A 26888-nucleotide genomic window follows, 5' to 3' on the forward strand; every position below is an offset into this window, starting at 1 on the left:
ATGGCGCAGCAGCGGTTATTTCGTTTTTTTCCATTCCGCATTTACTTGCTTCGTAATTTCCTGGCCGCCTTGCTGGTTGAATTTCTGAACGAATTCGTCGAATTTGTCGACAGGGTAAGCGCCCGTTACGATCTTGGCGAAATATTCGCTCCACAATTTGGTCAAATCCGGGTAATCGGTCATGGCCGGAACCGTTTTCCAGAACTGGTTTTTGATAATATTTTTTTCGTCGTTCGTAACCATCATGCCTTGCACGGAATCGTCGGCCATCCAGCGGCGGTCGACCACTTGCAGGAAGCGGATCGGGTTGGAGAATCCTTTCTTGTAAAGATCGGAATACGACCCGACCAGCATGTTGATTTTGTTTTTCGCCGGTTCGGCCGTGAAATCCTTGCCTTCTTCCCCGTACGTGACCAGATTGAAGCCATCGCCTACCGACCAGTCGATCAGCTTCATCAGCCGGGCCGGATCGCTGGCTTTGGCCGAAATCGCCCGGACGTCGCCGTACGATGGCGCGCTTTGCGGCCATCCTCTTTTGCCGTCCGGCCTGCCGGGGCGCGTATCAATTCAGCTTGGCGGTCGGCGTCGCTTTCAGCAGCGAGCTGAACACCGGCTGCTTCGGGTCGCCGTCGAAGGCGCTGCCTTCATAAACGCCGGTTTTGGAGCTGATCACTTTCTCCTGCACTTGTTTGGATTCGTTCACCAGAAACTCCGGATCGATCAGCCCTTCTTTATACCAGCTTTGCAGCAGCGCCAGCGCTTGCTTCGTTTCCGGCAGCACCACGTTCGGCTTGAGCTGACCGTCGCGCTCGCTCCAGTACAGCGCCTGTCCGCCGGCCCCGTTGCCCGCCGCAGGAATAACGCCGAAGCTGCCGAACACGAAATTGAAGAACGCCGTCTTGCTGGCGGAGAGGCCGACCGTGTCGTTTTTGCCGTTCTTGTCGGGGTCCTGCGTCACGAACGCCTTCAGCACGTCGTGCAGCTCGGCGATCGTCGTCGGCTCCTTCAGCCCCAAATTGTCGAGCCAGTCTTTGCGGATCACGAGACCTTCCGTATTCGGCCCGTTGAACGGTTCAGGCCGGTAGCCGACCGGCAACGCATAAATTTTGCCGTTGTATTTCAAATTGTCGAGATCCCCCTGCTTGATCACCTTCATGACGTTCGGGGCGTTCTTCAGCAAATCGTCGAGCGGAAGAATGAGCCCCTGATCGGCAAAACGGGCCATCGTCTGCACGTCGATGCTGAAGTAATCGGGAAGATTGCCGGAAGCGGCGAACAGGTTCAGTTTTGTGGCGTAATCAGGCCCCGAGGCGAGCGTAACTTTGTAATCGATGCCGGTAAGTCCGGCTTTGGCCAGAGCATCAAGCACGATCTTTTTCGCCGGGCCTCCGTCTTCGGGATACTCGGGAGAGTTGAAGTTCCGGAAAATGTTGTACGTTATCTTTTTTTCTGGCTGCGGCGATGAGGAGGATGCAGAAGGCGCGTTGGACGGTTGGCCGCTTTTGTCCGCTCCGCCGGTGTTGTTCGAATTGCTGCAAGCGGCGGCAAGGCCTGCGGTCAGCGCGAGCGACAGCATAAGCGGGAGTGCTTTTCTCATTCGGAATTGACCTCCTTGGACAGCTACGATTTAACGGCACCGATCAAAGTGCCTTTCACAAAATGCTTTTGCAAAAACGGATACACGCATAAAATCGGCACGACCGAGATCACGATCGTCGCCGCGATAACGGATTCCGTCGAGGAGCCGGTAAGTTCGCCGGTCGTCTGCGCCAGCGCCTGGCCTGCGATAATATCTTTCAGCAGCAGCGGCAGCGTATAATGGTGCTTGTCGTTCAAATAAAAGAGCGCGTGCAAGTAATTGTTCCAGTATCCGACCGCTTCCCAGACCGATATGGTAGCGAGCACCGGCTTGGACAGCTTCAGCACCATCGTGAAAAAAATACGGATCGGCCGGCCCCGTCCATCATCGCCGACTCTTCCAGTTCAGCCGGAATGGTGCGGAAAAAGCTCATCATGATGATGACGTTAAAAGCGCTGATTGACGTCGGCAAAATTAACGACCATAACGTATTGAGAAGTCCCAGCTGCTTGACCAGCAAATACGTCGGAATGATGCCTCCGCTGAACAGCATCGTAAACAGGATGCCGGAAAGGATCGCGTTTTTCGCCGGAAGCCCGGCTTTGACCAGCGGATAAGCGGTCATGGCCGTCAAGAGAACCCCAAGCAGCGTACCTCCGACCGTGACCAAAACGCTGTTCAGGTAGGCGAGCCATAAATACTGCGATGTCAGGACGGCCGTATATGCGCTCAGAGTAAAGTTCCGCGGCCACAAAAAGGCGCCGCCCTTCATCGCTTCGGCCATAGAGCTGAACGATATGCACAGCTCCCGCCACATCGGGTAAATCGTAAGAAACGCGATGGCTACCAGCAATAAGCTGTTCACAACGTTAAAGAGACCGGATCCTCTGTCGCTCAATCCATTTACCTCCTTCCCGCCCAGATGATATCCCCAGAAATGATTGCGCTTACATTTCTACATTTCAAATTGTACGCGGGGAGGAGGCCGTTCGGAAATAATCACTTTTTGACATCATGTTAAATTCGTGACGAATTCGCTGTCCCGGCTCGCTATTATAAAGCAAAAAGCGAGGGCTTCAGGCCCCCGCCTTTTGCAATTGTTGGTTTCCGGCTTTTTCGGCTTTAACGCGCGACCGCGATCGGGACAGTCCAAGGGAGATGGCAGCCGTCCCTGCGGCAACGGCGACTCCGGCCGCTCCGATCCAGCTGATCGACGCCAGCGACGCCTGCTTCACGACGATGCCTCCGATTCCCGCGCCGGCAGCCATGGCCAGCTGCACGACCGAAGTGTTCAGGCTGAGCATGATGCCGGAAGCTTCCGGGGCCAGTGTAATCAAATGATACTGCTGCGTCGGGCCCGATGACCAGGCTGCGAACGACCACAGCATGAGCAGCGGGAACACGATGGCCGGAGAGTGGGCGGCAAGCGACAGCAGGACGAGACTGACGGCGTGCAGCAGCATGCCGCCGATCAGCGTGCGGCGGAAGCCCCATTTGTCCGTGCCGTAGCCCCCGAGCTTGGAACCGATCAAGCTGGCGATGCCGAAAGCGAACAGCCCCGCGCTGACGGTCTTTTCGCTCATCCCCGTAACCGAGAGCAAAAACGGCGAAATGTACGTGTAGGCGATGGAATACCCGCCGATCCAGAAAAAGGTTACCGACAATGCGATAGCGATTTTCGGCTCCTTCAAGAGGGCCAGCTGCTTGCGGAGCGGCACCGGTTCCTCGCTGCCCGTGCGCGGGATCGCAAAGGAAATGGCGAGCATGGCGAGAAGCCCGAGTACGCCGATTCCAGCGAACGTCGCCTTCCAATTGTAGACGGAAGCGATCACTCTGCCGATAGGAACGCCGACGATCAGCGCTGTGCTGAACCCCATAATGAGCGTGGCTATGGCGCTTCCTTTCTTTTCGGGCGGAGCATCTTGGAAGCTACGGTCAAGGCCGTAACAACGAAAACCCCGGTGCTGACCGCCAATATGATCCGCGATGCGACGAGAAACGCAAATCCCGGCAAAAGTACGGCGATGGCGTTGCCTGCTACGAATACGCCGAGCGCGTAGAGCAGCAGCTTCCGCTGCTCCAGGCGTGCCGTCGCGGCCATAAGGAAAGGCGTGCCGAAAGCGTAGGAAAGCGAGAAAACGGTGATGAGCTGGCCTGCCGCCGACACTGAAACTCCGATGTCGCCGGCGATTTTATCCAAAATGCCTGCGATCATGAACTCCGAAGTGCCGACCAAAAAGCAGACGACGGCCAGCATGTAAATTTTCCAAGCGGTTGACATAGGTAGGAAACTCCTCTCCACTCTCTTTAATTTTATATTTCTAAAAATATAGAAATAGCGACAAAAAATTATTCCAGCAAATACGGCGCATACTTTTGCGCGACTTCGCGGTTCACGCTGTAGTAAATGTACGTTCCGTCCTTGCGAAGATCCAGCAGGCCGCAATCCGTCAGCTGCTTCAGGTGGTGCGACAGCGTCGAGCCGGCGACCGATTCCAGCTTGCCCATAATATCGGAGCAGCACAAATTTTTCTCCTCGGTAAGGAGCAGGGCGATTTTGAGCCGGGTCGGTTCTCCGAGCGCCTTGTAAATTTTGACGGCTTGACGAAGTTCTACGCTGTTGTCGAACATGATAGCGTCACCTTGCCTGTATCAATATTTCTAAAATCATCGAAATAAAAATACCATACTTTTGCCCGAATGTAAACAGGTGCTTCGGTACTATAAAAAATTAGTACTGCCGGGCGCAAACCAAAAAGGATAAAATGGATGTATCTGGAATGGAACATGGATAAGCTGGTGAGGACTGTGAGGTTACACGACCGCATTTCGGTATTACGGCAGTACGAAAGTGACTGTTACAGCATTTGCTTATTTTTGCTGCAATGTGAGAAGATGGCTCATGAAGCGGCGAAAAACGCCTTATATCATCTGATAACCAGCGATGCATGCTTTGCGCGGGACGGTTCCATACGAAATGAGCTGTTTCGGAAAGAAGTTGCCAAATGTGCTCTTCAAGTTAAGATACGGTCTATGAACGTTGACAGGGGCGATTGAACATGGGCTTCTTTACTTTTTTCGTCATTGCGTTTATTTTGATCATTTTTTCGAATATTTTCCGCAAAGCCGGCGGAGGCAGGAGCAGCCGCACCCATCATGAACATACATGGCTGCCGCCGGTGATCGGTTCGACGGATGACAATGACCAGCACCACAGACATCATCATCATCACCATCACCACAATAACGGCAATGCCCATCACCACCACCACGGCCATCATGATGCGGGCGGCGGCGGAAGCTTCGATAGCGGCAGCAGCGGATTCGATGGCGGTGGGGGCGGAGGCGGAGGTAGTGGAGGCGGCAGCGATTGACGCCCCGCCTCCCGTCTTATCCTGCGGCCGGTCTTGTGCCGATGACGACGGTGGCGTCCAGCTCGTCGGAGCCGATCACCTGCGGGGTTAGCCCGCTGCGGGCGAAGATCTCGACGGTTTGCGGCGCCTGCCGCCCGCTGGCCTCGACCAGCAGGTGACCGCCCGGCGCCAGCCAGAGCGGCGCTTCGGCTGCCACCCGCCGCTGCACGTCAAGCCCGTCCGCACCTCCGTCGAGTGCAACCCGCGCCTCATGCAGGCGTGCCTCCGGGGGGAGCAGTCTGATCGCCTCGGTGGGCACGTACGGTGTGTTAGCGACGAGAATGTCGACGCGGCCCCGCAGCGTGGCGGGCAGCGGTTCGTATAGATCGCCTTCGTACACGCGGCCAAGAACGTCGGCAACGTTGCGGCGGGCGCACCGCACCGCGGCGGGATCGATGTCGGCGGAGTGCAGTTCGATTCGCCCGAGGGCAGCGGCCAGCGCGACCCCCAGCGCTCCCGAGCCGCAGCACAAGTCCACGACGACGGCTCCCGGCCGGGCGAAAGCGGCGGCCTGGCGGACAAGAAACTCGGTGCGGCGGCGGGGTACGAACACTCCCGGGTCTACCGTGATCCGCAGGCCGCAAAACTCCGCCCAGCCGATGATATGCTCGAGGGGCAAGCCGGCGATACGCCGATCCGCCATGGCGGCGAGTTCGGCGGGCGTCCGTGCCGCGGCAATGAGCAGCCGGGCTTCCTCTTCGGCGAAAACACAACCGGCAGCCCGAAGCCTGGTGACGACAAGTGTGTAACCGGCATCGTCATGAAAGTCGATATGATTCAAAAATGATCTTATCCCCTCGTTTTGAAACTATATACATCATTGTATCCCCGCCCGCACGTTAATGGACAGGTACAAATTCGTTATAAACAACTATCCTGCTGGAAGCGGAGAAGGCCGCCGATCATTTCGAGTCGGCGGCTATTCTGAACTAGTATTACGTTCTTTAAAAGAAATTTTGGTCGCTGGGTTGTAACGGACTACAGGTACGTTATCTAGACAAAACGGCGGATTTTCTGGCCGTAGCGGACACAGGGTACGTTATTTCTGAAAAATCTGCCCTACTGCCCACATGACTCGGCAGATAACGGATTCTGTGTCCGCTTCAACTCATCACACAAGTGAAAAACGAAAATAACGCATTTTACGTCCGTTCGAAGACGCTTTCCGCAAATGCGCGGGCCGGCACCCACTTGAAGTCCCGGGCGCTGGAATGAACATAAGTTTAACCTTGCATTTGGCTTGGAAGCATTGGACGAAATCCAACAAGGAAGCAGCCGCATCGTCACGGGAAACCACATCCCTTATTCGTGCGCTTAACCCCGATCTGTAGGTCGGTTGACGTAACGGTCTGCAAGCAAAGCAGGCGCCACACCTAATTATCGGCAGCTTCCCAGACGATGTCCCGCCTCTTGAGCGTGCCGGACCATTCCTTTGGCGGGCATTGATCGCAGACGATGCGGGATATTCCTGTCAGATCGTGAATTTTATACGGGTAACGCAGCCCCAGCTTGGAAAAGTCGGCGACGGCGATCGCTTCCGCCGCGTGCATGACCGCTTTGCGGGACACGCCTGCTTTGCCGGCGTCGATGCTCGTCAGTCCGGCGTCCGCATGGAGGCCGTCGACGGAAATGAACGCTTTGTCGACATAATGGCGGTCCAGCCATTCCTCGGTCATCGATCCGGCGGTGCGGGCGTGTTCGGCCTGAATCTCTCCCCCCAGAAAAATGACGCGCCCGTCGAAACGGCCTTGATGAAGCCGCTCGATCAGCAGCGATGCGGAGGGAAAAAAGTTGGTCAATATCGTTAGCCCGCGCTGAACCAAATACGGAATCATCGCCATAAGAGTCGTTCCTTCATCCAAAAACAAGACGTCCCCGTCTTGAACAAGAGTGGCCGCACGCCGGCCAATCTTGTTTTTTTCGTCGCGGTGCAGCGTCATTCGCTCCAGATAGGGCGGCTCGTCGCGGCTGGCGGACAGCGCGATCGCACCTCCGTACACTTTTCTGAGCAGGCCTTCTTGCTCCAGCTCGTCCAGATACTTTCGTACCGTTTCTTTCGATACGCCAAGCTGACGGACCAAAGCGGACGAAGTGACGTTCCCTTTCGCATGGAGCAGATCGAGAATAGTTCGTTTGCGTTGTTCGCCTATGAGAGACACGATATAACTCCTTCCGCGCTGTTTGCGAGCTGTCCGAAATTGCTGTAACGCCAGTGTACCGGACAACGGGGCGCGTCTCAAGTCGTCCCGAGAACGGCAATGAGGAAGATGCCCGCCACGATAACTGCGGAAGCGGCCAGTCTCCGGAGGTGATGCCGCTCTTTCAGGAACAACAGGCCGAGCAACGTACCGAACACGATGCCGACTTCGCGCAGCGGGGCGATGTTCGAAACGGGCGCGTGCTCCATCGCAAACAAAAACAGCAAATACGATCCCGGCGAAAGCAATGATCCGATCAGCACGGTGGCGCGATGCTGCCGCCAGACCCGGCGAACCCGGCCGAAGGGCAATACGGCGCGCGTAATGCCGGCCATAAAGCCGATATTCGCGATGCCGAGCAGCGACAGCGGGGAGAGATACTGCAGGAACATTTTGTCGATCAGCGTGTAGCTCGTCGTGCATAACCCGACGGACAACGCCAGCAGCAACGGCTTGAGCGCAATGCCGCTATCCCCGGAGCGAGGCGACCATCCGCTCATGACGGCGAATCCGGCGATCATGCATACGATGCCCGCCCAGCCGTAAGCATGCAGCGATTCCGACAAAAACACGACGCCGATGATCGGGACGAGCAGCGTCGAGGTGCCTCTCATGATCGGATACACTTGCGACAAATCGCCCATTTTATATGTATGGGTCAGCAGGCTGGCATACAACCCCTGAACCGTCATCGATAAAATGGCAAGCACGATCCCCTCCCACGGCAGCCCTTTGCGGGCAATTTCCAGCGCTGCGTATACGAGAAGAATCGCGTTGCTCGGCACGAGAATGATCCAGAGGAAGGCGGCTTTGTCGTCGTGTGTTTTTGCCAGAAAATTCCATATGGCATGCGCGAGCCCCGAGCAGATGACGAGTAACAATGAAAAGGCCAGCATGCGGCCACCTCCTTAGTTGACGTGCTTGCCACGATGGACCGGGGGTTCGGACAATGCGGAACCGCTGCCGGCCGAATGGCCGTTACGCCGGTGAATATCGATAAATGGGTCGAACGTGAAGACGCCGTCCGGCAGGAAAGGCAGGCGTTGCATCATCGCTCGGTCCCCGCCTCCGCAAACAGCCCTCTCGGCAATTTCGCTTCCCACGTCGGCGGCGCGTCAAGCCCGAGCGCATAAGCGACGACCGCTGCCGTATCCATAATGGTTATGCCGTCCGGTATCGTCGTATCGGGAATAACTCCGGGGCCGGCGCATGCCCAGAAAATCGTTTTGTCGAGCGGGTGATCGCTGCCGTGCTGCTGCGGGTGCTCGCCGCCTCCGCCATGGTCGGACACGACAATAACCAGGCTATCTTTCAGCAGATCCATTTCCTCCATCGCTTGCAAAATAACGCCTGTGTTCTCGTCCGCTTCTTCGATCGCCCGCAGTTGCTCCGGCGTATTGTAGCCGCTCTGATGCCCTGCCGCGTCAGGATAATCCAGCTCGACATACATAAGCTTCAGATCGGGATTTTCGCGGATATAGGCAGCTGCCGCCTGAGCAAGCTCCCGGTCCTTAAGCGATAGCTTGTGAACGCCAATGGACGATTCGATGATACCGTGATTGATCGGATTCCAGGCGCTGAACGCCGCCAGCTTCGCCTCCGGAAAAGCGTCGCGGGCCACCCGGAAAACGGAAGGGTACGGCGAATCGTCCGGGTACGTTTCCTGAGCGGCTTTGTCGTTAGTCAATCCGTGCTTATCCGGCTTACGCCGTGCATGAGCGATCCCCAGCACTGCGCGCTGATCGTGGGCGAAGCGGTCCGGGCATCGAGCGACAACGCCCCGGCCCCGCTGCGCACGAGACGATCCAGATTCGGAGTGTTCGCGTCCTTGACGAAGTTGCCCGCTCCGTCCCAACCAATAATGACTACTCGGCTTATCGTTTCCATGAAGCGTCCTCCGGTTTCATTTTTCTCCAGGATGCCGGTGTAAGGCGGAGCGGAGGATGGGAATGTGGGCCTATGAGCGTAGCGTGCGCTTTTGAACTCGTATTCCAATAATTATTGGAACACGAGTTCAAGGCAGCCGGAGACCCACATTCCCGATCCGTAGCGCAGCCCTTTTTTCTTTGGCGGCCTGGGCTTTTACCCTTATCATACTTGCCGTATGAGAGTTGGTCAACGAAAAACAATTAAAAACAATAAAAAGCAAAAACCTTTCACTTGATCAATCGAATACAAATCCCTTAGTATGAGGTAACAGGGTGTTTTTCTCCAATATTCGCTCCAGCCGCAAGCCGGGGCGTTATTTCTTTTCCCGGAAATCACCGGGAATAAGGAGGGTGGACATGACGCGAACCAGGCCCGCAGAAGTCAGGCTCGTCTGCTGCGAAAAGAAGATCGAGCCGGAGTACGACTGGGATCGGAAGATCGACTATTTGGCCGAAACGCGCGGCCTTTATTACAACGACGACTATATCGAATTTCTCGTGCACAGCGTCTGGCGCATCCGGAAGCCGGTGAGCGTCATTGACTTCGGCTGCGGATACGGATTTCTGGGGTTGAAGCTTCTCCCGCTTTTGCCGGAGGGCTCGACATATACCGGCATTGATAAAGGCGTCCGGTTAATCGAAGCGGCCAGGAGCAAGTTTGAGCGTCACCGCCATTCCGCCGAATTTCTGGTAGCCGATATCGAGGAAGTCCGGTTGGAGCGAAAATATGATATCGCCCTGTGCCACGCCGTACTGCTGCATATGTCAGATGTGAAGAGCGTGCTGCGGAAAATGGCCGATTGCGTCGTGGACGGGGGCAAGGTCATTTGCTTCGAGCCGCACTGGATTTCGAATATGTCGGGCTGCACGGTCGGCGGGCTGGAACAGTCAAGCGTCGTGAAGCTGGGAATTTTGCAGCAGCTGTACGAGAAGGACGCCGAGCGAAGCGGGAAAGACGGCAATATCGGAGGCAAATTGCCGATCTATTTCAGCCAGCTCGGTCTGCAGGACGTTCAATGCAGAATAAGCGACAAAGTCAATGTGTTGGAGCCGAATATGGCTGCGGAGCATAAACAAAAGCTTTATAAGGCGCTCAGGGCCGAAGGGCTGGGCGAGCCCCCGGGCCAGGCGGAGGAGATCGTGCAAAGCTTGACGGCTCGCGGCTTAACATCACAGGAGGCTCGCGAGCAATACGAGGCGGAGCTGCGTTTTGCGGAAACGTTCCACGAGGATTCGTACGTGACGTATGCCCCCGGCATGAAAATTACGTTCGGTACGGTGGCGAGGGATGGCAAACACGGCACATAATGATGGCCGGCTAATCGATTACAAATGGAGGGAAGCGACATGCTTCGGCATCAGATCAACGATGAAGTGCATTTGGAGCTGCTTGAAACGAGACACGCGGAGGAGCTGTACCGGCTGACGGACCGGAACCGGGACCGTCTGCGCGAATGGCTGCCTTGGCTGAACGGCACGCGGGGCATGGAGGACAGCGAAGCTTTTATCCGCACCTCGCTGCAGCATTTCGCCAATGCCAACGGCGGCAACTTCGGGGTCTTCTACCGGGGCCAAATGGCGGGCTGCATCGGTCTCCATAACATCGACTGGGGCAACCGAAAGACGTCCATCGGCTATTGGCTTGGGGCTGATTTCCAACGGCGCGGCATTATGACATTGGCTTGCGGCGCCATTTTGGACTATGTGTTTGGTGAGCTGGAGCTCAACCGGGCCGAGATTCGGGCAGCGGAATTCAACGCCCGGAGCAGAGCGATTCCGGAAAGACTGGGCTTTACGAACGAAGGGAAGATTCGGCAAGCCGAATGGCTCTACGACCATTACGTCGACCATGTCGTCTATGGGATGCTTCGCGACGAATGGCTGCAGCGCCGGAAGGAAGGGCAGCATTGACGCAATAGATCAACCTATAAAATGTACACGATGACTATGGTCGAGGATCGCGATCGGGTGCTTCTCATCAACAGGCCGGATCAGCGCGGGTTCCCCGGCTATATCGCCACCGGAGGCAAAATCGACGTCTCTGGTCCACCGGCTGCGGTTCGCCCGTAAATTGCGATTCCGCGTTAGCATCCTTTTGCGCATCATAACCCCTCCCGCAAATGAAAATGGTTAAAAATAGCAGAAGTGTAAAGTCATTATAGATGGGGTAACGGCCCCCGAGAAGAGCCATTTCGGCGATTAAAAAGGAACTAATTGCTTCTGTTGACATTTTTTCCAGGGCCGTGATATATTCACTTTATCTTGAAATCGGGAACGAAGGAGGTCACCGCCGATGCAACGCCCAGCCCCGCGCATGTTGCGCTCGTTTCAATTCCATAGGCTTGCATCCGTCGGCTGATCTTGCTCTTGTACGCGCTTTGAACGTTATAGAAAGCGCATGCATTGCTCCAGGCGGCGAGTCTGGAGTTTTTTTATTTGTTCTCCGGCACTCCCGACCGCCCAAAACGCCCGCGAAGCTACGGATTCGTCGTTTCGCGGGCGATTTTTCATTAAAGGGGGGTTGTTGTACGATGTCTTGGTTGTTGCGGTATTTGCTTCCCGTCAAAGGACGCATGCTTATTTTGCTCGTGCTGTTGCTGGCCGGAACGGGGCTGCAGCTTGTCAATCCGCAAATCGTTCAGCGCTTTATCGACACGGCATCCGCAAGAGGCCCCGTTGCCGGCTTGCTCGGGCTTGCCGGGCTGTATCTCGTCATCGCCGTCATCGGCCAAATCGTCACGGTAGCGGTCAGTTATTTCGGCAACGACGTAGCCTGGCGCGCCACCAACCGGCTCCGGGCCGATTTGCTTAAAGCTTGCCTGCGGCTCGATATGCGGTTCCACAATCTCAAAACGCCGGGCGAAATGATCGAGCGGATCGACGGCGACGTCACCAACATGTCGAATTTCTTCGCCATGTTCATCGTGCAAATCGTCGGCAGCTTCATTCTGCTGGGCGGTATCCTCGGCTTTATGTTTACGGTCAATTGGCCGATCGCCACCGTCATGACGGTGTTTACGTGCTTATCCGTAGGCGTCATGATCGTGATCCGCGACCTTGGCGTGGCCAGCTCGCAGAATGAGCGGCAAGCGAGCGCGGCGTTATACGGGCTTATCGAAGAGCGCATTGCCGGCATCGAAGATGTGCAGACGAGCGGCAGCGTGCCGTATGTCATGAACCGGTTTCACGCGGCTATGCGGAACGTGTTCCTGCGAGGCCGAAAAGCGTGGATGCTGCGGGTGGTGCCGTGGAACGCCACGATCGTGCTGTTCGCGATTGCCGTGACGGCCGTACTGCTGATGGGCGTTCGCCTGTACGTCAACGGCCAAGTATCGCTCGGCACGCTGTATTTGTTTTTCCAATATACGCAAATGTTGAACGAACCGATCGAACAGCTCGGCAACCAGATGCAGGAGTTTCAGCGCGCCAAATCCGGCATGCGCCGCTCTCGCGAGCTTCTCTCCATGCGGAGCGAGATTGAGGACGGCACGGAACATGCGCTTCCGGACGGCGCGCTCGGCGTGGAGTTTGAGCAAGTAAGCTTCAGCTACAATAAGGGCTTTCCGGTGCTGACCGACATCAGCTTCACGCTGCGGCCCGGAGAACGGCTCGGGATAGTGGGGCGCACCGGCAGCGGCAAGACCAGCATCAGCCGTCTGCTGCTGCGGCTCTACAACATCGACAGCGGCGTCATTCGGGTAGGCGGCACAGACATTCGGAAGCTGCGGCTGGAGGCGCTGTATCGCCGGGTCGGAATGGTTACGCAGGACGTCCAGCTGTTTGACGGAACGCTTCGCGACAATCTCACGCTGTTCGACAGCCGCGTTTCGGACGCATACATTTTGGAGACGACCGGGAGGCTCGGCTTAAGGCCGTGGATCGACAGTCTGCCGCAAGGCTTGGACACTCATTTGTCGGCGGGCGGAGCGTCGCTGTCAGCCGGCGAGGCGCAGCTGTTTGCGCTGACGCGGGTGTTTTTGACCAAGCCGAGCCTCGTCATTCTGGATGAACCTTCTTCGCGCCTCGACGCGGCGACCGAAGCCGCGCTGCAGACAGCCGTAGATCAGCTGCTGGAGCAATGTACCGGCATCGTCATTGCGCACCGTCTGTCGACGCTGGAGAAGGTGGACAAAATCATGGTTCTCGGTGCAGGTCGCATCCTGGAATTCGGCGCAAGGGAGACGCTGGCGCGCGACCCGTCGTCTCGCTACGCGGAGCTGCTGCGCACTGACAGAGAGGAGGAGCTGGCGTGACGGTAGGTCAGTTTTTATGGCGGCTGCTGCGGTTTCGGCCATCGCTATATGTGATTAACGGGTTGGCTTGGGGCGTCTTTCATGTTATGCCAGTGTTCGTTGGACTCGGGATGCAATGGTTTTTCGACCGCGTCGCCGGCCATTCCGCTCATAGCTACTTGTGGCTGGCGGTGCCGCTTATCGTTGTCTCATTATCGAGGTTCGCCCGGGTAGGGGTGTTTTTCTTCGCATTTTTTCAGTGGGTGACGTACATTTACCACCTGCAGGCGATTTTGCGAACGAACATGCTGAAGGGCATTATGCGTTGGCCGGGCCGCAATTTGCCCGCGTCGCCCGGAGAAGCGATGAGCCGCTTCCGGGAGGATGTCGATGAAGTCGTGGAATATGTGGAGTCCTGGGTCGATTTCTGGGGCAGGCTCGCTTATGCCGTTCTTTGCCTCGCCGTCATGGCGCGCATTAATTGGCTCATCACCGTGGCGGCCATTGCCCCGCTTGTCGCCGTGAGCGTGCTCAACAATTTGTCCGGAAACCGGGCGCGACGGTATAGCCGGCAAAACCGCGAGGCTACCGGCCGCATCACCGGCTTTATCGCCGAAACGTTCGGTGCCGTGCAAGCTGTGAAGCTGGGGCGGGCGGAGGACCATGTCTTAAGCCGCTTCTTGCAGCTGAACGAGCAGCGCAGACAAGCGGCGCTCAAAGACAACCTGTTCAAGCAATGGATGAAGTCGCTCAACCAGTACGTATTAAACGTCTGCACCGGCGTCATTTTGCTCATGTGCGCAGCTCAGATGCAGGCTGGGCGTTTTACCGTCGGCGATTTCGCCCTTTTTACGTCTTACCTGACTACGTTTGCATTCAGCACCTCGATGTTCGGCTACATGGTGTTTCAGCACAAGCGGCTGCGGGTATCGCTCGACCGGATGCGGGTTTTGTTCCGTCCCGGCGAGGAAGACCGGCTTGTCGAATACAGCGACATTCACCTGTACGGCTCGCCGCCGGAGGCGGCGGAGCCGCGCCGAACCGCGGCGGAGCAGCTGCAAAGCTTGGAGGTACAGGATCTATCCTATACTCACCCGAACTCCGAAAGCGGCGTGTCCGGCATCGGCTTCCGGCTGGAACGCGGCAAGTTTCTCGTCATTACGGGCCGCATCGGGTCCGGCAAATCGACTCTTATCCGCACATTGCTAGGGCTGCTGCCCAAGTCGGGCGGCACGATTCGCTGGAACGGACACGACGTGGACGATCCGGCCGCGTTCCTCGTGCCGCCAAGAGCGGCTTACACGCCGCAAGTGCCGCGCCTGTTCAGCGATCCGCTGCGCGAAAACATCATCCAAGGCAGACGCGCGACGCCGGATTCGCTTCAGCGAGCGGTTCGATTGTCCGTGATGGAAAAAGACATCGAGGACCTCGAGCACGGGCTCGACACCTTGGTCGGCCCGCGCGGCGTCATGCTCTCCGGCGGACAAATTCAGCGTGCCGCCACCGCGCGCATGATGATGACGGAGGCGGACCTGCTCATCTTTGACGATCTGTCCAGCGCGCTCGACGTCGAGACGGAGAAGCTTTTGTGGGAGCGGCTGTTTCAGGAACGGGGCATCACCTGCATCGCCGTCTCTCATCGCAGGGCCGCTCTGGCGCGGGCGGATCATATTATCGTGCTGAAAGATGGCCGGATTGAGGCGGAAGGAAGCTTGTCCGAGCTGCTCGCATCGAGCGCGGAAATGCAGCAGCTGTGGCAAGGAGAAGAGAGCGCGGTAAAAAGCGAAGTCGAACAGCCGGCGTAAGCAGACCTGGCAGCCTGCCAAAATGAAAACCGCCCCTGCGTATCGGCAGGGGCGGCTGCGCTTTCCTTACTGTTTACCTTGGGTGAAAATTTGGAACGTTACGCCGAACTTGTCCTTCACGATGCCGTAGCCAGGGCTAAAAAACGTTTCCTGGAACGGCATCTTCACTTGTCCGCCTTGCTGCAGCGCTTCGAAAATTCGCTTCGAATTCTCCGCATCCTCGGACGTGATGCAGACGGTCACTTGATCCCCGCTTTGGGTAGATTGACCCGGGAACGTATCCGAAAACATCATATCCGAATCGCCGATTTTCAGCATGGCGTGCGACACGAGATTTTTCGCCTCCGCCGGCATAGGAAATTCGGGGTTTTCCGGCATCTCTCCGAAACTTTGCTTGAACACAAGCTTGGCGTCCAAAGCCTGTTCGTAAAATTGGATCGCTTCGTTGGCATTCCCGTTCATCATCAAATAGGGGGTCAGTTGCAATGTCATGCTTCGTCAGCTCCTCGATTACATATTGGAATCCAGTCGAATCCTTCTTCCATTATTGCCCACAATCCGATTATAAAACAGGGAACATATGTTTGCAACTATAATCTTTGCCAAGCAGGGCGAACATTTACACAACGATTTCGTAAACGCCTATGCCAATCAATATCAATCCGCCAATGGCGTTAGGATAGCGCCCAAACCAAGTTTGAGCGATTCGAGTTCCGACGCGGACGCCGAGTGCGACGGTAAGCAGAGAGAACGCGCCGATCGACAGCGTCGTGCCCCAGGCGGATACCCCGGTAACGCCTGCGCCAAAGCCGCTGGCGATGCAGTTCAGCGCGAGAGCGATGCCGAGCGTCCACGATTCCGTCCATGAAATGATATTATTCCCGTCGCGGTCCGCTTTGCCGGGGTTTTTCAGCAGCTCGGCTAGTTCGCCCGACGGTTTGCCGCCCGCAGCCGCTCCCTTCAAGTTGCCTTTAATGCTCCATAAACCGATAAGAACGATCATGCCTCCGCCGATCCAGTTGGCAAGGCTTGGCGGTATGTATGCGGCGACGAAATGCCCGAATGCAATAGATATGTACGCCGATACCATCGACAAAACGGCAATGAGAAGGTTCGAGCTAAACGGAATTTTCGTCGCGCGGGCGCCGAATGAAAAGCCGATGCCGAGGTTATCCAAATTCGCCGCGATACCGATTCCTACAATGCTGAGCCAATGCATGCTTCTTTCCTCCAAACCTTAAGCTGAACGATACTTCACAACTATGCGGTATCGCTTGGCATAGGTTCCATTTCCATAGTACTGTGATAAAATGACAGTATCAATGAGACGGTTCCAAATAGGGGAGGGGGCTGTTTTTTGGAAGCAAAGGAAGGAGCTTTTCGCGGATTTAACGGGGCGGAGCTGTTTTACCGGAAAGTGAGCAAACCGGAGGCGGCTGCCAAAGGAGCGATTATTGCCGTTCATGGACACGGCGACCATAGCGGCGGCTTGCAAAACATTTGCGACAAGCTGGCGGAGAACGGTTATATCGTTTACGCCTTTGATATGAGGGGACATGGGCGAAGTCCGGGCATACGGGGGTTTATCCGCACTTGGGACGAGTACATAGGGGATCTTCATGCGTTCCGGGAAATGGCTGCTGCGGACGCTCCGGGGCTGCCTTTATTTATCGTGGCGCACAGCCTCGGCGGGGTCGTCGTTCTGGACTATGCGATGCAGCGCGGCCAAGGGGTGTCGGGACTTCTGTTGATCGCTCCGGCCATTTCTTACGAAGCTACGCTCTTCGAAAAAATGCTTATCGCCTGCCTGGGCAAGCTGAAGCCCGATTTTACGAAACAACAAACGGGAAATGCCGATTTGCTGACCCAAGACCCCGATATTTTGGCCAGATTGACTAGCGACCCGCTGCGTCACAACACCGTAACTCCCGGCTTGGGCTTCGGCTTAATGCGGGCTGTGGCGAGAATAACGAACGGTGCGCACTCGATTCGGACGCCTTTGCTGCTGCAATACGGACTTGCAGATAAAATTACGCCCCCGGCGAAGCTGAGGCAATTTTTTCAAGCCGTCGGTTCTGCGGATAAACAGCAATACGAATACGACGCCATGCGGCACCGCCCGTTCGACGACGTGGGGCGGGAACATTTTATGGCGCATATGTTAAGCTGGCTGGATCGGCATATAAGTACATAGTAGAGAAGAAGAGGGGCACCCGCGGGGTAGCCCCATTTTTGCATAAAGGAGGGTTAACGTTGGATGCGATGATCGTGTCGCAAATTGCCCGCGACGTGTTCGGTACGGAGCCGCTTAAGCTGGAAAGGATGACGATAGGCAGAATGAACGTAGTATACAGCGTCGCGCTTCCGGAGCGGGAAGTTATCGTAAGGATGAATGAAAATCCTTTCGTCTTGAAAGGTACGTCGCGCAACATCGCCGTATTGGCACGCATGGGGCTGCCTGTCCCGAAAGTGATCGCCGAGGACTTGACGAAAGAGCGGTATCCTTTTCATTTCATCGTCTTGGGCAAAATGCCCGGACGGGATTTAGGGCTGGAATTGCCGAATATGACGAGAGAGCAAGTGACGAGACTGGCGGAAGCTATCGTTTCTTATCAGCGGCAAATGGCGAACCTTCCGCTCGGATCCGGGTACGGCTGGGTGCCGATTGGCGATAAGGGCGAGTTTGCTTCTTGGACGGACATTGTCTGCCGCGATTTCAACAGCGGTCTGCCTAATGCGCAGAAAGAACTGGCCCCTGCGGAGATTGAACGTATCGAAAAGCGGCTCGAACGCCTTGCTCCTTATCTGGATCAGGTCCGGCCTGTCTGTTTCCTGGACGATGTCACGACCAAGAACGTCATGATTTTAAACGGAGAGCTGCAGGGCATCGTAGACCTAGACTGCGTATGCTACGGAGATCCTCTGTATATGATTTCGCTTACGCAAACCGCCATCTGCGCCGACATCGGTCAAGCGGATTTATTTTATATCGATGAGCTGTGCCGGGTTTGGGGCCTGGCGGATGAGCAGAGGCAGATCGTCGATTTTTATTCTTTGCTTTTCGCCATGACGTTTCTGGGATATTTCGGAGACGACGTTAGCGGATATCGGCGCATGCTGTCGCATATCAAGCGATGGACGGCAGCGCTGGACCGGTAAAAGGAGGCCGGCGCGTTCGGCGCGCGCAGCCTTTGTTAAAGTTTGAGTCTCATATTGTGTAAATATTCAACGGTCTTAATGATAATTTCATTAAATTTTCAGCTTTGTAGGTTATGCTATGTAGATGGGGGGAAGGTGAACATATGAAAGAAACGATGATGGCGTTCATTGGACATTACGGTTATGCCGCCGTTTTCATATCCATGATGCTGGGAATTATCGGCTTGCCGCTCCCCGTTGAGTTTGTGATGCTGTTTGCGGGCTCCATAGTGGCGGCAACCCAATTGCATATGACGGGGCTCATCGCTGCCGCCTGGCTCGGCGCAATTGCCGGCATGAGCGTGAATTACGGGCTCGGGAGAACGGTTGGAATCGCCTCCATCGGCAAGGTAACGAAATATATCCATTTGGACGAAAACAAGCTGACCCAGCTCGCCGTCCGGTTCCAGAAATCCGGCCCCGCCTTGATCGTGATCGGCTATTTCGTAGCCGGTTTGCGCCACGCCGTTCCATTCATCGCGGGCGCAAGCGGGATGCCCTACAAAAAATTTATCGTCTACGCATGGAGCGGCGGGCTGCTGTGGATTTCGGCATTCGCTCTGTTCGGGCAAAAGTTCGGGCGTCACTGGCATAGCCTGATAAAATGGCTCCATCATCCCGTCGCGGTGCTGGCCATCGTGATCGTCCTATGCCTTGCATTATTGCTGAAGAAGAAGATTTTCTCATCGCTTTCTCATGCTTCCGGCGTCAAATAACATTCACGATAAGCAACAAGGAGGAACAAGATTGTGTTGCAACTAGACTACCAGCTTTTTCAACTGATTAACGGGTTAGCCGGGACGGCTTCCTTTTTGAACCCGGTGATGCGCTTTTTGGCGCAGGACGGCGAATATATGTTTTACCTCGGGGTCATCGTTTATTGGTTTATCCGTACCGAATCCAACCGGCGAATGATCGTCCAAGCCGTGACGGCGGCGTGCCTGGCGCTAGGTGTGAGCGGCTTGATCGGGGACTTGTTCTATCGCGACCGGCCGTTTGTCGCGCATAAGGTGTTCCAATTGATTCCGCATGCCGCTAACGCTTCATTCCCAAGCGATCATGCCATCGGAGCGTTCGTCATAGCGACGACGATTTGGCTTTTCCGAAAGAGAGACGGGAGATTGTGGCTCGTATTGGCGGCCTGCGTCGCCGTTTCGCGAGTTTGGACCGGCGTTCACTATCCGTCCGACGTAGTCGGCGGCGCTTTGATCGGCATTGCCGTCGCGGCGGGCGTGCATCAATTGTTCGCGCGCTCGCGCTTTGCGCAGAAGGGGCTGTATGCCGGCATTGGCCTGTACGAACGGCTTGAGCACAAAATTTGGCCGAAAAGGCCGGAGACCTTGACAGTAACCCCACCAGGCGTACAGAAATAGTTGTCATGCGTATCGCTACGATAGAAAGGAGGGGCAGCTTGAGTCATTCGTCTGCATGGTGCTCGGCTCTGGCCGCGGTAACGCTCGCTTTGGCTGTTCTGGGAGGCTGCTCCGCGGCAGGCGGCGTACCTTCCCAAGACGGGGCGTCGCAAACAGCGGAACAGCCACCGGCCGTACCGTCGAAATCGCCGGGCGTGGAGCCTCCGGCGGTGCAAACGCCGGCATCGCCGGCGCCCACTGCTCCGGCCGCGCCGGCGACCGGTACGGTGCCTGCGCCGACTCCTGCGCCGGTCACAGCGCCGGCCAAGCAGCCGTCGGCTCCCGCTGCGACAGGGAAGCTGCCAACGCCTGACCATATCGTCATCGTCATCGAAGAGAACCACTCGTACGAGCAAATCGTCGGCAACCCGAAAGCACCTTACTTCAACGAGCTGATCAAGGAAGGGGCGCTCATGACGAAGTCGTACGCCGTGGCGCATCCGAGCCAGCCTAACTACTTGGCGTTATTTTCCGGCTCCACCCAAGGCATGACCAGCGACAAGTGCGGCGAAACGTATGCCTCTGCGAATTTGGCGACCGAGCTTCTGGACAAGAAACTTTCGTTCGCCGGCTACTCCGAAGATATGCCGAAGGCCGGCTATACCGGGTGCTCCTCCCGAGGCTATGCGCGCAAGCATAACCCGTGGGTGCAATTTACGAACGTGCCGGCCGAGCTGAATCAACCTTTGACCTCGTTCCCGAAAAATTTCAGCCAGTTGCCGGCCGTATCGTTCGTCATACCGAACCACCAGGACGATATGCACGACGGCACGGTCGAACAAGCCGACAAATGGCTGAAGGACAATCTCGGCGCTTACGTCGATTGGGCTGCGTCCCATAACAGTTTGCTTCTCGTTACTTGGGATGAAGACGACAACTCCAGGAACAATCATATCCCTACCTTTTTCGTCGGACCGATGGTGAAGCCCGGACAATACGACACAACTGTCAATCATTACTCCGTACTGCGCACCATTGAGGAAATGTATGGGCTGAAGCCGCTCGGGAACAGCGAGTCCCAGCAGCCGATAACGTCGATATGGAGATAGGCGGGGGGAGGGAACCACTTGCACTTGCAGCCGATTCTAAAAACAGAACAGTTAGCGAAGCTGCATCCGACCGGCGAGCGGCCGTTTTTATTTTCCGAGGTCGATATCGAGGTATTTCCGCAAAATTCCATTGCGCTGGTAGGAGCGTCCGGCCAAGGCAAGTCGACTCTGCTTCGGATGCTGGCCCGGCTGGAGCAAGCGGACGGCGGCGCCATGCTGCTGCACGGCGTGCCGTCCGGGCAATGGGCCCCGACCGAGTGGCGGAAGAGGATCAGCTATGTTCCGCAAGCGCCGGTCGTGCTGCCGACAACGGTTGAGGACAATCTGGCTACGGTCAGCAAGCTGCACCGCACGGAGTTCGATCGCGAGCTGGCCCGCCGGTGCATGGAGGCGGTCGGACTCGGCCACATCGGCTGGAGCAAAAACGCCGCGGAGCTATCCGGCGGTGAACGCCAGCGGCTGCAGCTCGTTCGGTCGCTGCTTCTCCGCGCGGAAATTTATTTGCTTGACGAGGTGACGTCTTCTTTGGATACGGAAAGCAAGGACATGGTGGAACGGCTGCTGCTTCATTGGTGCGACAGCGAGGGAACGGCCTTCATCTGGATCACTCACGATCCGGAGCAAGCGAGCAAAATCGGAAAGCGGACGTGGCAGCTCGCCGGCGGCAAGCTGCATGAAGTGTCGGCGCCAGCGGCGGAGGACGTGAAGTAAATGTCGTCATTCGCTCTTCTGTTCACGCTTTCATTTGTCGTCGTTACGATGGCTCTATCGAGGTGGCAGAAGCTCGGGCTGGAGAAGGATATCGCCATTAGCGCAGTCCGGGCGGCGGTGCAGCTTCTGGCCATCGGGTATGTGCTGCTGTTCGTTTTTCGCACTGAACATCCCTTGCTTATCATTCTCATTATCGCCATTATGATAACGGTCGCTTCCTGGAATGCGGGCCAAAGGGGCAAAGGGTTAAAGGGCATTCACTGGCGCATCGCTCTGTCGATCGCAATAACGGAAATCGCCATGATGGCGCTCATGATAGGACTGCACATCATCCAGCCGACGCCGCAATACATAATTCCGATCAGCGGGATGACGGTCGGCAACGCCATGATCGTAGCCGGCTTGTTTTTGAATCAGATGAAGCGGGAGCTCGATGCGTCGCGCGGCGACATCGAGGCGCTGCTGGCGCTCGGCGCAACGGCGCGGCAGGCGATCCAACCGTCGCTAAAACGTGCCGTCAAATCGAGCATGATCCCGACGATCGACGGCATGAAGACGGTCGGGCTCGTCCAGCTGCCCGGCATGATGACCGGCATGATCGTAGCCGGCGCCAACCCGGTGGAAGCGGTGCGCTACCAAATCCTTATCATGTTCTCGTTAACGTCTGCCGCTGCCATTACCAGCATCCTGTTAAGCTTGTTGACCTATATGCTATGGTTCACGAAAGAGAGCAGCCTGCGCCGCTAAGCGGCACAGGCTGTGTCTTTTGCGCGGAAAGCCGCCAGCGTCAAGGCGCGGGCGGGAACAACATGCAAGGACGTGCAAGGGCGTATCGTCAGTCCACGCTTTGAATGACAAGCAGCAGGCCTGTCCGCACGCGCACCGTTCCTTCCTCGGCCAGGAGCACGTTGCTGACGCCGAGCGACTGTCCGATGCGCAGCGTCGCGTCGCGGAGCGGGTATTGGAAGCCCTCCAGCGTAATGCCGGTCACTTCCGCGCTTAGCGGCAGCAAGGACACTTGCCGGAAACGCCCGCGCCGCACGGTAGCCGCACCTTCGCCGCTGCCTGCGACGAGCCGGATTTCGTTGTGCCGGTCGACGATTCGGCACGGAATGCCGCTGGCGCCGCCGAGCTGCAGCAAGTGGACATTGGCCAGCGAGTGGTCGAACCGCGTGCCGAGCGCTCCGAGCAGCACGATCTCGGCCGGCTTCGGATCCCGTTCCAGCGCATAGCGAAAAGCAAGCTCCGTATCCGTCCAGTTTTTATCGATCGGATCGCATGCGTCGGTCTCGTCGCTGCCATGCCGAATTTGCTCCAGCTCTTCCGCCGATACGGAATCGAAATCGCCCAGCGCAAGCATCGGCCTCAAACCGTGCCGCACGAGAAACAATGCGCCCCGGTCCGCGCCGATCAGCACGTCGTCCGGGCGAATTTCGTCCAAGGCCCAATCCCCCAGCTCGCCACCGGAGGCGATGACGACTCGCCGTGCCTCCTGTTCACCGTTTAATCCCATTCAGTTTCACGCCTCTCCAATCCCGTTAACGGGCTTTCGCCGTACCGAACTGCATCCAGCGCGACCGCGTGGCGAGCTGGAGCGCGGCAAACACCCAGTAGGCTGCCGCCGCTGCCAGCATTGCCATGAATACCGACCAGGCCGGCATCGGCGGATGCACCGGCACGCCCGGGGGATTCCACAGGCTGATAGCATATATGCTAAGCGCGAGCAGCGGCGACAAGACGATCCAATCCCATCTCTCCCAGCGGCGGTCTTCCGCAAGCCAGTAAAATGCGTCGAATAAGAACGCGGCCAGCACGAGGAAATACGGCACCGTCGACTCCGGATAGTTGGATGCATGATACGCGGCATTCGTTATCGTCCGGAACAGGACGTACGCCGCCGCGGCAGCCGTCCCTGCAAACCGGAACAAGCCGAACTGGCGGATGAAGCGGAAGACGAACATGCAGGCGAAGGTGCCGTACACGCCGTACAGCCAATCGGGAATGCCGCCGTAAATTTGCGATTTCGGATCGCGCACGAATTGCAGCACTTCCTCGGACGCGATCGGCTTGCCGATCTGAAACAAGTGATAGCAAATGACGCCTTGCTCTTGCTGCAGAAGCGGGAACCAGAAGTCCTCGAGAACGGCAACCGACAGCGCCAATATCGTTAGATTGCGCAACCGGCCGCTGATCCAACCGTCCCGGTAATCGTCCTCGACCATCAAAATGGTGCCGACGATCATAAGCGCCGTGCCGATATAAAAGACGGAATGCGACGGGCTCCACGTCGTCAGATCGATGCCGAAAATGCGGTGCCAAGCTTCGTCGACCGGAATGGCGATGAAGAACAGCAGGAAGCCGAGACCGGTCACCTTCAGCGGCTTGCTGTGCGCCAGCTCGTTTTGGCGAATGCCGTATACCCAGAGCGCGACGGCCAGCGCCAGCCCGATCGTGTTGACGATGTGCGGCAGCTCGGTCGTCTCCCGCAAATATTTGAAATGGTACGAAGCGTCCCACGATGCCCCAAGCATCTTGATGCCAAAGGCGGCCATCCAGAGGCCGTACAACAAGTTGCGCTGCATAATGAATCGCCCCCCTTTACAAGTGACTTCGTATCGCGATAATTCATTCTATGTTTTCTATCATAGCGGCATGTGCGCCGGCCATGAAGTGATTGTAGTCACGTGACCGGTCATAGTATAATAAATTTCTGCCTGCATTTGTCCTGCCTTTCTATTATAGCAGCAAAACTATCAGCTTGTGAGGAGATTTCACCCAATGGCTCTTTGGGGCACGATTGTCAACGCCGCGGCCATCATCGTCGGCGGCTTGCTGGGCATTTGCCTGCCGGGCATTCCGGAGCGGGTCAAACGTACGGTCATGCAAGGTCTCGGGCTCGCCGTCGGGGTGCTGGGGCTGTCGATGGCTTTGAAGACGGACAACCTGCTCATCATGATCGTCAGCCTCGTTATCGGCGGCTTGCTGGGCGAATGGCTGCAAATCGAGCGCAGGCTCGAGCAGGCGGGGGAATGGCTGGAGCGCAAAAGCGGGGCTCTGTCGAAAGGGCGCGGCAAGTTCGCCGAAGGCTTCGTTACGACGACGCTCATCTACTGCGTCGGGGCGATGGCCATCCTCGGCTCGATCGACAGCGGACTGCGCCACAACCATCTCATTTTGTATACGAAATCGATGCTCGACGGCTTTTCCTCGATCATTTTCGCTTCCACTTTGGGTGTGGGCGTCCTGTTTTCGGCGTTGCCGGTATTTGTATACCAGGGGGCCATCGCCCTCTGCGCATCGCTCATTACACTGCTCGTCGGCGACGAGATGCTTGGCGCGATGATCAAGGAAGTGTCGGCGGTCGGCGGCGTGCTCATTATCGGCATCGGCCTCAACGTACTGGAAATCAAACGCGTTCACGTCGGCAACTTGCTTCCCTCGCTGCTCATTGCCGCGCTGTCGGTGCCGCTCTCGCAGAAGCTGACGCTTCTGTACCACATGTGGGTCGGTTCCTGACCATACAACGACGAGGCTGCCCGGTCGGCGGCCTCGTCGTTTTTTACCCGTATGTACCGTTGAATTTATAGCCGAAGCCCCGCACCGTAATAATATATTTCGGTTCGGCCGGATTCGGCTCGATTTTTTTGCGGAGGTTGCTGATATGTACGATGAGCGTGCGCGGATCGCCCAAGCTGTCGAGGCTCCACACCAGCTCATACAGCTGCTCAAGGCGGTAAACGCGGTTCGGCGTCTTGGCCATGATGGAGATCAGGTCGAATTCTTTAGCCGACAGCTGCACGGGTTTGCCGCCGACTTTGACCGAATGGCTCGCCAGATCGATCTCCAATCCGGGAAAACGGAGCACCTGCGCGTCGCTGCGGTGCTGGTCGAGCAGCGCGCTGCGCCGCAGCTGGGCTTTGATGCGGGCGACAAGCTGGCTCGGGCTGAACGGTTTCGTCATATAATCGTCGCCGCCGATGCTTAAGCCTAAAATAATATCGAGCTCGTCGCTTTTGCCGGACAGGAACAAAATGGGGGTAGGGTCGTTTTTGCGAACTTGCCGGCACACTTCAATCCCGTCAAGCCCAGGGAGCAAAATGTCAAGCACGATGAGCGCCGGGCGATGAACGAGCACGAGCTCGAGCGCCGTCAAGCCGTTGTCGCAGGCGATGACCTCGAAGCCTTCCCGTTCCAAATACATCGCGATCAACTCCACGATCCCCGGGTCGTCCTCGACGATCATGATTTTGGGTCCGGTCATCCTGCTTGTTCCCCCCGAAGTAGCATTCGACTAAAATGACTCTCAATTCTATTATATCGGGGCATGCCACTAAATTCTACCATGTTTGGCGGTTCGTACATAAGAATTTTGTCGAAAATGCCCAATATTTTTGACAAACCTTATAAAACGGTCATGCTTCATATCCGATATAAAGGAGTGTAAGGGAGCATTTTCCTGATGGAAGGATGAGCAGTTCGTGGTTAACGGCTTCATGGAACATAAACCGGAGCTTCGGGCCGTGCTGGAGCAGATCAGCGGGCTATTGCTGGAGCTTGACGGCGAAGGCCGGATCCTATACGCATCTCCGGGATGGGACCGGGTGCTTGGCTTCCAGCCGACGCAGCTGCTGCAGCTGATTCGCATGTTTCATGCCGAGGACCGCGTGCGGGTGGAGGAGCTGATCGGGGACTGCTGCGAGCGCGGCGTTGCGGGCCGGACCGAATACAGGCTGCGCGGCAAAGAAGGAGGCGACTGGCTCTGGCTGGAGCTGCAAGCCGTACCGTTCGGAGGCGAAGCGGGCGCAGGCCGGGCGCGTCACTTGCTCCATCGCGATATGACCGATCGCCGCCGCTACGAAGAACGGCTGCTCACGCTGGCTTACCACGATCCGCTTACGGGACTGCCGAACCGCCGTTTGTTCCGCGAGCATTTGAACCAGGCATTGGCGATGTCGAAACGGAGCGGCCAGATGTTCGGGATCCTTTATTTTGACGTGAACGATTTCAAACGGATTAACGATGCGATGGGCCACGATATCGGCGACCGGTTTTTGCAACAGTTTGCCGCGAGAATAAGAGGCTCCTGCGGGAAGTGGATACGCTCGCGCGCATGGCGGCGAGAGATCGATCGCCTTAGTCCGGTCACTTGGTCGGTGCGCCTGGACGCGAGCCAGACGACCGTAGTACGGCGCTGGACCGATCCGGCAGAACGTCGACATGGATCGGAAAGGCGCTTGGGCCCGGGAAAGGCCTCGGGATCGGCCGGAAACTTTAACGGGCCTGTAACCATGACATTTCGGGCCCTCGGAGCCCCCAAATGGTCGGAATGACGGCACAACGGGCTGATCCGAATCATAACATTA

30 protein-coding genes and 2 pseudogenes are annotated in these 26888 nt (G+C 56.8%); 14 read left to right on the forward strand and 18 right to left on the reverse strand.

Features of this window, described 5'->3' with window-relative positions:
* Positions 1-15 precede the first annotated feature (15 nt).
* The 13 genes and pseudogenes from SD70_RS24175 to SD70_RS38535 all read right to left on the reverse strand — a co-directional run bounded on the left by SD70_RS24175 (position 16) and on the right by SD70_RS38535 (position 9077).
* Positions 16-456: a hypothetical protein gene (locus tag SD70_RS24175; RefSeq protein ID WP_041050455.1), complete on the reverse strand. Its 441-nt coding sequence runs from the start codon at positions 454-456 to the stop codon at positions 16-18.
* A 106-nt stretch (positions 457-562) separates the two neighbouring features.
* On the reverse strand, positions 563-1597 hold the full coding sequence (locus SD70_RS24180) for an extracellular solute-binding protein (protein WP_041050457.1): 1035 nt from the start codon (positions 1595-1597) through the stop codon (positions 563-565).
* Positions 1598-1620: 23 nt separating this feature from the next.
* Positions 1621-1929 carry an ABC transporter permease subunit gene (locus SD70_RS33895; RefSeq protein ID WP_052487829.1) on the reverse strand — a complete coding sequence of 103 codons (309 nt, stop codon included), beginning with the start codon at positions 1927-1929 and terminating at the stop codon, positions 1621-1623.
* Entirely contained in the window at positions 1920-2477 is a 558-nt protein-coding gene (locus tag SD70_RS24185; RefSeq protein ID WP_052487830.1) for a carbohydrate ABC transporter permease, read from the reverse strand. Before SD70_RS24185 ends, SD70_RS33895 begins: the two co-directional genes overlap by 10 nt.
* 178 nt (positions 2478-2655) lie before the next feature.
* Positions 2656-3860, reverse strand: a pseudogene (locus tag SD70_RS24190) (MFS transporter).
* 68 nt (positions 3861-3928) lie between these two features.
* A complete protein-coding gene (locus tag SD70_RS24195; RefSeq protein WP_041050459.1) occupies positions 3929-4210 on the reverse strand; it encodes an ArsR/SmtB family transcription factor in 282 nt (93 codons plus the stop codon).
* Positions 4211-4593: 383 nt separating this feature from the next.
* The gene (locus SD70_RS36305) at positions 4594-4860 is read right to left on the reverse strand and encodes a hypothetical protein (protein ID WP_156158166.1); all 267 of its coding nucleotides are present in this window, start codon (positions 4858-4860) and stop codon (positions 4594-4596) included.
* A 109-nt stretch (positions 4861-4969) separates the two neighbouring features.
* Positions 4970-5773 carry a putative protein N(5)-glutamine methyltransferase gene (locus SD70_RS24210; protein WP_197081159.1) on the reverse strand — a complete coding sequence of 268 codons (804 nt, stop codon included), beginning with the start codon at positions 5771-5773 and terminating at the stop codon, positions 4970-4972.
* A gap of 592 nt (positions 5774-6365) precedes the next feature.
* Positions 6366-7151, reverse strand: a complete 786-nt coding sequence (locus SD70_RS24215; protein WP_041050465.1) for a DeoR/GlpR family DNA-binding transcription regulator — start codon at positions 7149-7151, stop codon at positions 6366-6368.
* A 77-nt stretch (positions 7152-7228) separates the two neighbouring features.
* Positions 7229-8086, reverse strand: a complete 858-nt coding sequence (locus tag SD70_RS24220) for a DMT family transporter (RefSeq protein WP_041050467.1) — start codon at positions 8084-8086, stop codon at positions 7229-7231.
* Between the two features lie 12 nt (positions 8087-8098).
* A complete protein-coding gene (locus tag SD70_RS36310; protein ID WP_156158167.1) occupies positions 8099-8242 on the reverse strand; it encodes a hypothetical protein in 144 nt (47 codons plus the stop codon).
* Positions 8239-8877 carry an alkaline phosphatase family protein gene (locus tag SD70_RS24225; protein WP_231571484.1) on the reverse strand — a complete coding sequence of 213 codons (639 nt, stop codon included), beginning with the start codon at positions 8875-8877 and terminating at the stop codon, positions 8239-8241. Before SD70_RS24225 ends, SD70_RS36310 begins: the two co-directional genes overlap by 4 nt.
* The gene (locus SD70_RS38535; protein ID WP_231571486.1) at positions 8874-9077 is read right to left on the reverse strand and encodes a hypothetical protein; all 204 of its coding nucleotides are present in this window, start codon (positions 9075-9077) and stop codon (positions 8874-8876) included. The genes SD70_RS24225 and SD70_RS38535 overlap by 4 nt, the downstream gene beginning before the upstream one ends.
* A gap of 398 nt (positions 9078-9475) precedes the next feature.
* On the opposite strand from SD70_RS38535, the gene SD70_RS24230 reads away from it, so the two are divergent.
* The 5 genes and pseudogenes from SD70_RS24230 (at position 9476) to SD70_RS24250 (ending at position 15155) form a co-directional block, all read left to right on the forward strand.
* Positions 9476-10426 (forward strand): class I SAM-dependent methyltransferase, encoded by a 951-nt coding sequence (locus SD70_RS24230; protein WP_052487831.1) that lies wholly within the window; start codon positions 9476-9478, stop codon positions 10424-10426.
* 39 nt (positions 10427-10465) lie between these two features.
* Positions 10466-11029, forward strand: coding sequence for a GNAT family N-acetyltransferase (locus SD70_RS24235; protein ID WP_041050469.1), 564 nt, complete (start codon positions 10466-10468; stop codon positions 11027-11029).
* Between the two features lie 21 nt (positions 11030-11050).
* A pseudogene (locus SD70_RS40485) lies at positions 11051-11155 on the forward strand (DNA mismatch repair protein MutT); the annotation flags it as partial.
* Between the two features lie 494 nt (positions 11156-11649).
* On the forward strand, positions 11650-13371 hold the full coding sequence (locus tag SD70_RS24245; RefSeq protein ID WP_041050474.1) for an ABC transporter ATP-binding protein: 1722 nt from the start codon (positions 11650-11652) through the stop codon (positions 13369-13371).
* Positions 13368-15155, forward strand: coding sequence for an ABC transporter ATP-binding protein (locus SD70_RS24250; RefSeq protein ID WP_041050476.1), 1788 nt, complete (start codon positions 13368-13370; stop codon positions 15153-15155). The genes SD70_RS24245 and SD70_RS24250 overlap by 4 nt, the downstream gene beginning before the upstream one ends.
* A 66-nt stretch (positions 15156-15221) precedes the next feature.
* Here the strand turns inward: SD70_RS24250 and SD70_RS24255 are convergent, their stop codons facing one another.
* Entirely contained in the window at positions 15222-15647 is a 426-nt protein-coding gene (locus SD70_RS24255) for a VOC family protein (protein WP_041050477.1), read from the reverse strand.
* A gap of 127 nt (positions 15648-15774) precedes the next feature.
* On the reverse strand, positions 15775-16374 hold the full coding sequence (locus tag SD70_RS24260; protein WP_041050479.1) for a manganese efflux pump: 600 nt from the start codon (positions 16372-16374) through the stop codon (positions 15775-15777).
* Positions 16375-16512: 138 nt separating this feature from the next.
* Between SD70_RS24260 and SD70_RS24265 the strand changes: the two genes are divergently transcribed.
* The 7 genes from SD70_RS24265 to SD70_RS24295 all read left to right on the forward strand — a co-directional run bounded on the left by SD70_RS24265 (position 16513) and on the right by SD70_RS24295 (position 22272).
* The gene (locus SD70_RS24265; RefSeq protein WP_041050481.1) at positions 16513-17349 is read left to right on the forward strand and encodes an alpha/beta hydrolase; all 837 of its coding nucleotides are present in this window, start codon (positions 16513-16515) and stop codon (positions 17347-17349) included.
* 68 nt (positions 17350-17417) lie between these two features.
* Positions 17418-18314, forward strand: a complete 897-nt coding sequence (locus SD70_RS24270; protein ID WP_231571494.1) for a phosphotransferase family protein — start codon at positions 17418-17420, stop codon at positions 18312-18314.
* A 143-nt stretch (positions 18315-18457) separates the two neighbouring features.
* Positions 18458-19069 (forward strand): DedA family protein, encoded by a 612-nt coding sequence (locus SD70_RS24275; RefSeq protein WP_041050483.1) that lies wholly within the window; start codon positions 18458-18460, stop codon positions 19067-19069.
* Between the two features lie 33 nt (positions 19070-19102).
* A complete protein-coding gene (locus SD70_RS24280; RefSeq protein ID WP_231571488.1) occupies positions 19103-19726 on the forward strand; it encodes an undecaprenyl-diphosphatase in 624 nt (207 codons plus the stop codon).
* A gap of 38 nt (positions 19727-19764) precedes the next feature.
* Positions 19765-20814, forward strand: coding sequence for an alkaline phosphatase family protein (locus tag SD70_RS24285; protein WP_231571490.1), 1050 nt, complete (start codon positions 19765-19767; stop codon positions 20812-20814).
* Positions 20815-20838: 24 nt separating this feature from the next.
* Entirely contained in the window at positions 20839-21525 is a 687-nt protein-coding gene (locus SD70_RS24290; protein ID WP_231571492.1) for an ABC transporter ATP-binding protein, read from the forward strand.
* Complete coding sequence (locus SD70_RS24295) at positions 21526-22272, forward strand: ABC transporter permease (RefSeq protein WP_041050487.1); 747 nt, start codon at positions 21526-21528, stop codon at positions 22270-22272.
* 88 nt (positions 22273-22360) lie between these two features.
* Here SD70_RS24295 and SD70_RS24300 read toward each other — a convergent pair whose 3' ends face one another.
* Together SD70_RS24300 and SD70_RS24305 are read right to left on the reverse strand one after the other, a co-directional pair.
* Complete coding sequence (locus SD70_RS24300) at positions 22361-23038, reverse strand: thiamine diphosphokinase (protein WP_041050489.1); 678 nt, start codon at positions 23036-23038, stop codon at positions 22361-22363.
* Between the two features lie 25 nt (positions 23039-23063).
* Positions 23064-24107 carry a hypothetical protein gene (locus SD70_RS24305; protein WP_041050490.1) on the reverse strand — a complete coding sequence of 348 codons (1044 nt, stop codon included), beginning with the start codon at positions 24105-24107 and terminating at the stop codon, positions 23064-23066.
* A 196-nt stretch (positions 24108-24303) separates the two neighbouring features.
* Here SD70_RS24305 and SD70_RS24310 point away from each other — a divergent pair, with 196 nt between their 5' ends.
* The gene (locus SD70_RS24310; protein ID WP_041050492.1) at positions 24304-25041 is read left to right on the forward strand and encodes a DUF554 domain-containing protein; all 738 of its coding nucleotides are present in this window, start codon (positions 24304-24306) and stop codon (positions 25039-25041) included.
* 43 nt (positions 25042-25084) lie between these two features.
* On the opposite strand, the gene SD70_RS24315 is transcribed toward SD70_RS24310, so the two are convergent.
* Positions 25085-25786, reverse strand: coding sequence for a response regulator transcription factor (locus tag SD70_RS24315; protein WP_041050494.1), 702 nt, complete (start codon positions 25784-25786; stop codon positions 25085-25087).
* Between the two features lie 217 nt (positions 25787-26003).
* Between SD70_RS24315 and SD70_RS24320 the strand changes: the two genes are divergently transcribed.
* The gene (locus tag SD70_RS24320; RefSeq protein ID WP_041050495.1) at positions 26004-26855 is read left to right on the forward strand and encodes a sensor domain-containing diguanylate cyclase; all 852 of its coding nucleotides are present in this window, start codon (positions 26004-26006) and stop codon (positions 26853-26855) included.
* Positions 26856-26888 lie beyond the last annotated feature (33 nt).

Origin of the sequence: Gordoniibacillus kamchatkensis, from assembly GCF_000829455.1 — a bacterium.
Lineage (GTDB): Bacteria > Bacillota > Bacilli > Paenibacillales > NBRC-103111 > Gordoniibacillus > Gordoniibacillus kamchatkensis.

Excerpts from the sequence above, each read along its gene's own strand:
- SD70_RS24175 (WP_041050455.1), bottom strand. The coding sequence starts at position 456 with ATGAAGCTGATCGACTGGTCGGTAGGCGATGGCTTCAATCTGGTCACG.
- SD70_RS24180 (WP_041050457.1), bottom strand. The coding sequence starts at position 1,597 with ATGAGAAAAGCACTCCCGCTTATGCTGTCGCTCGCGCTGACCGCAGGC.
- SD70_RS33895 (WP_052487829.1), bottom strand. The coding sequence starts at position 1,929 with ATGGTGCTGAAGCTGTCCAAGCCGGTGCTCGCTACCATATCGGTCTGG.
- SD70_RS24195 (WP_041050459.1), bottom strand. The coding sequence starts at position 4,210 with ATGTTCGACAACAGCGTAGAACTTCGTCAAGCCGTCAAAATTTACAAG.
- SD70_RS36305 (WP_156158166.1), bottom strand. The coding sequence starts at position 4,860 with ATGATGGCCGTGGTGGTGGTGATGGGCATTGCCGTTATTGTGGTGATG.
- SD70_RS24220 (WP_041050467.1), bottom strand. The coding sequence starts at position 8,086 with ATGCTGGCCTTTTCATTGTTACTCGTCATCTGCTCGGGGCTCGCGCAT.
- SD70_RS36310 (WP_156158167.1), bottom strand. The coding sequence starts at position 8,242 with ATGATGCAACGCCTGCCTTTCCTGCCGGACGGCGTCTTCACGTTCGAC.
- SD70_RS38535 (WP_231571486.1), bottom strand. The coding sequence starts at position 9,077 with ATGGAAACGATAAGCCGAGTAGTCATTATTGGTTGGGACGGAGCGGGC.
- SD70_RS24230 (WP_052487831.1), top strand. The coding sequence starts at position 9,476 with ATGACGCGAACCAGGCCCGCAGAAGTCAGGCTCGTCTGCTGCGAAAAG.
- SD70_RS24235 (WP_041050469.1), top strand. The coding sequence starts at position 10,466 with ATGCTTCGGCATCAGATCAACGATGAAGTGCATTTGGAGCTGCTTGAA.
- SD70_RS24245 (WP_041050474.1), top strand. The coding sequence starts at position 11,650 with ATGTCTTGGTTGTTGCGGTATTTGCTTCCCGTCAAAGGACGCATGCTT.
- SD70_RS24255 (WP_041050477.1), bottom strand. The coding sequence starts at position 15,647 with ATGACATTGCAACTGACCCCCTATTTGATGATGAACGGGAATGCCAAC.
- SD70_RS24260 (WP_041050479.1), bottom strand. The coding sequence starts at position 16,374 with ATGCATTGGCTCAGCATTGTAGGAATCGGTATCGCGGCGAATTTGGAT.
- SD70_RS24270 (WP_231571494.1), top strand. The coding sequence starts at position 17,418 with ATGATCGTGTCGCAAATTGCCCGCGACGTGTTCGGTACGGAGCCGCTT.
- SD70_RS24275 (WP_041050483.1), top strand. The coding sequence starts at position 18,458 with ATGAAAGAAACGATGATGGCGTTCATTGGACATTACGGTTATGCCGCC.
- SD70_RS24295 (WP_041050487.1), top strand. The coding sequence starts at position 21,526 with ATGTCGTCATTCGCTCTTCTGTTCACGCTTTCATTTGTCGTCGTTACG.
- SD70_RS24300 (WP_041050489.1), bottom strand. The coding sequence starts at position 23,038 with ATGGGATTAAACGGTGAACAGGAGGCACGGCGAGTCGTCATCGCCTCC.
- SD70_RS24305 (WP_041050490.1), bottom strand. The coding sequence starts at position 24,107 with ATGCAGCGCAACTTGTTGTACGGCCTCTGGATGGCCGCCTTTGGCATC.
- SD70_RS24310 (WP_041050492.1), top strand. The coding sequence starts at position 24,304 with ATGGCTCTTTGGGGCACGATTGTCAACGCCGCGGCCATCATCGTCGGC.
- SD70_RS24315 (WP_041050494.1), bottom strand. The coding sequence starts at position 25,786 with ATGACCGGACCCAAAATCATGATCGTCGAGGACGACCCGGGGATCGTG.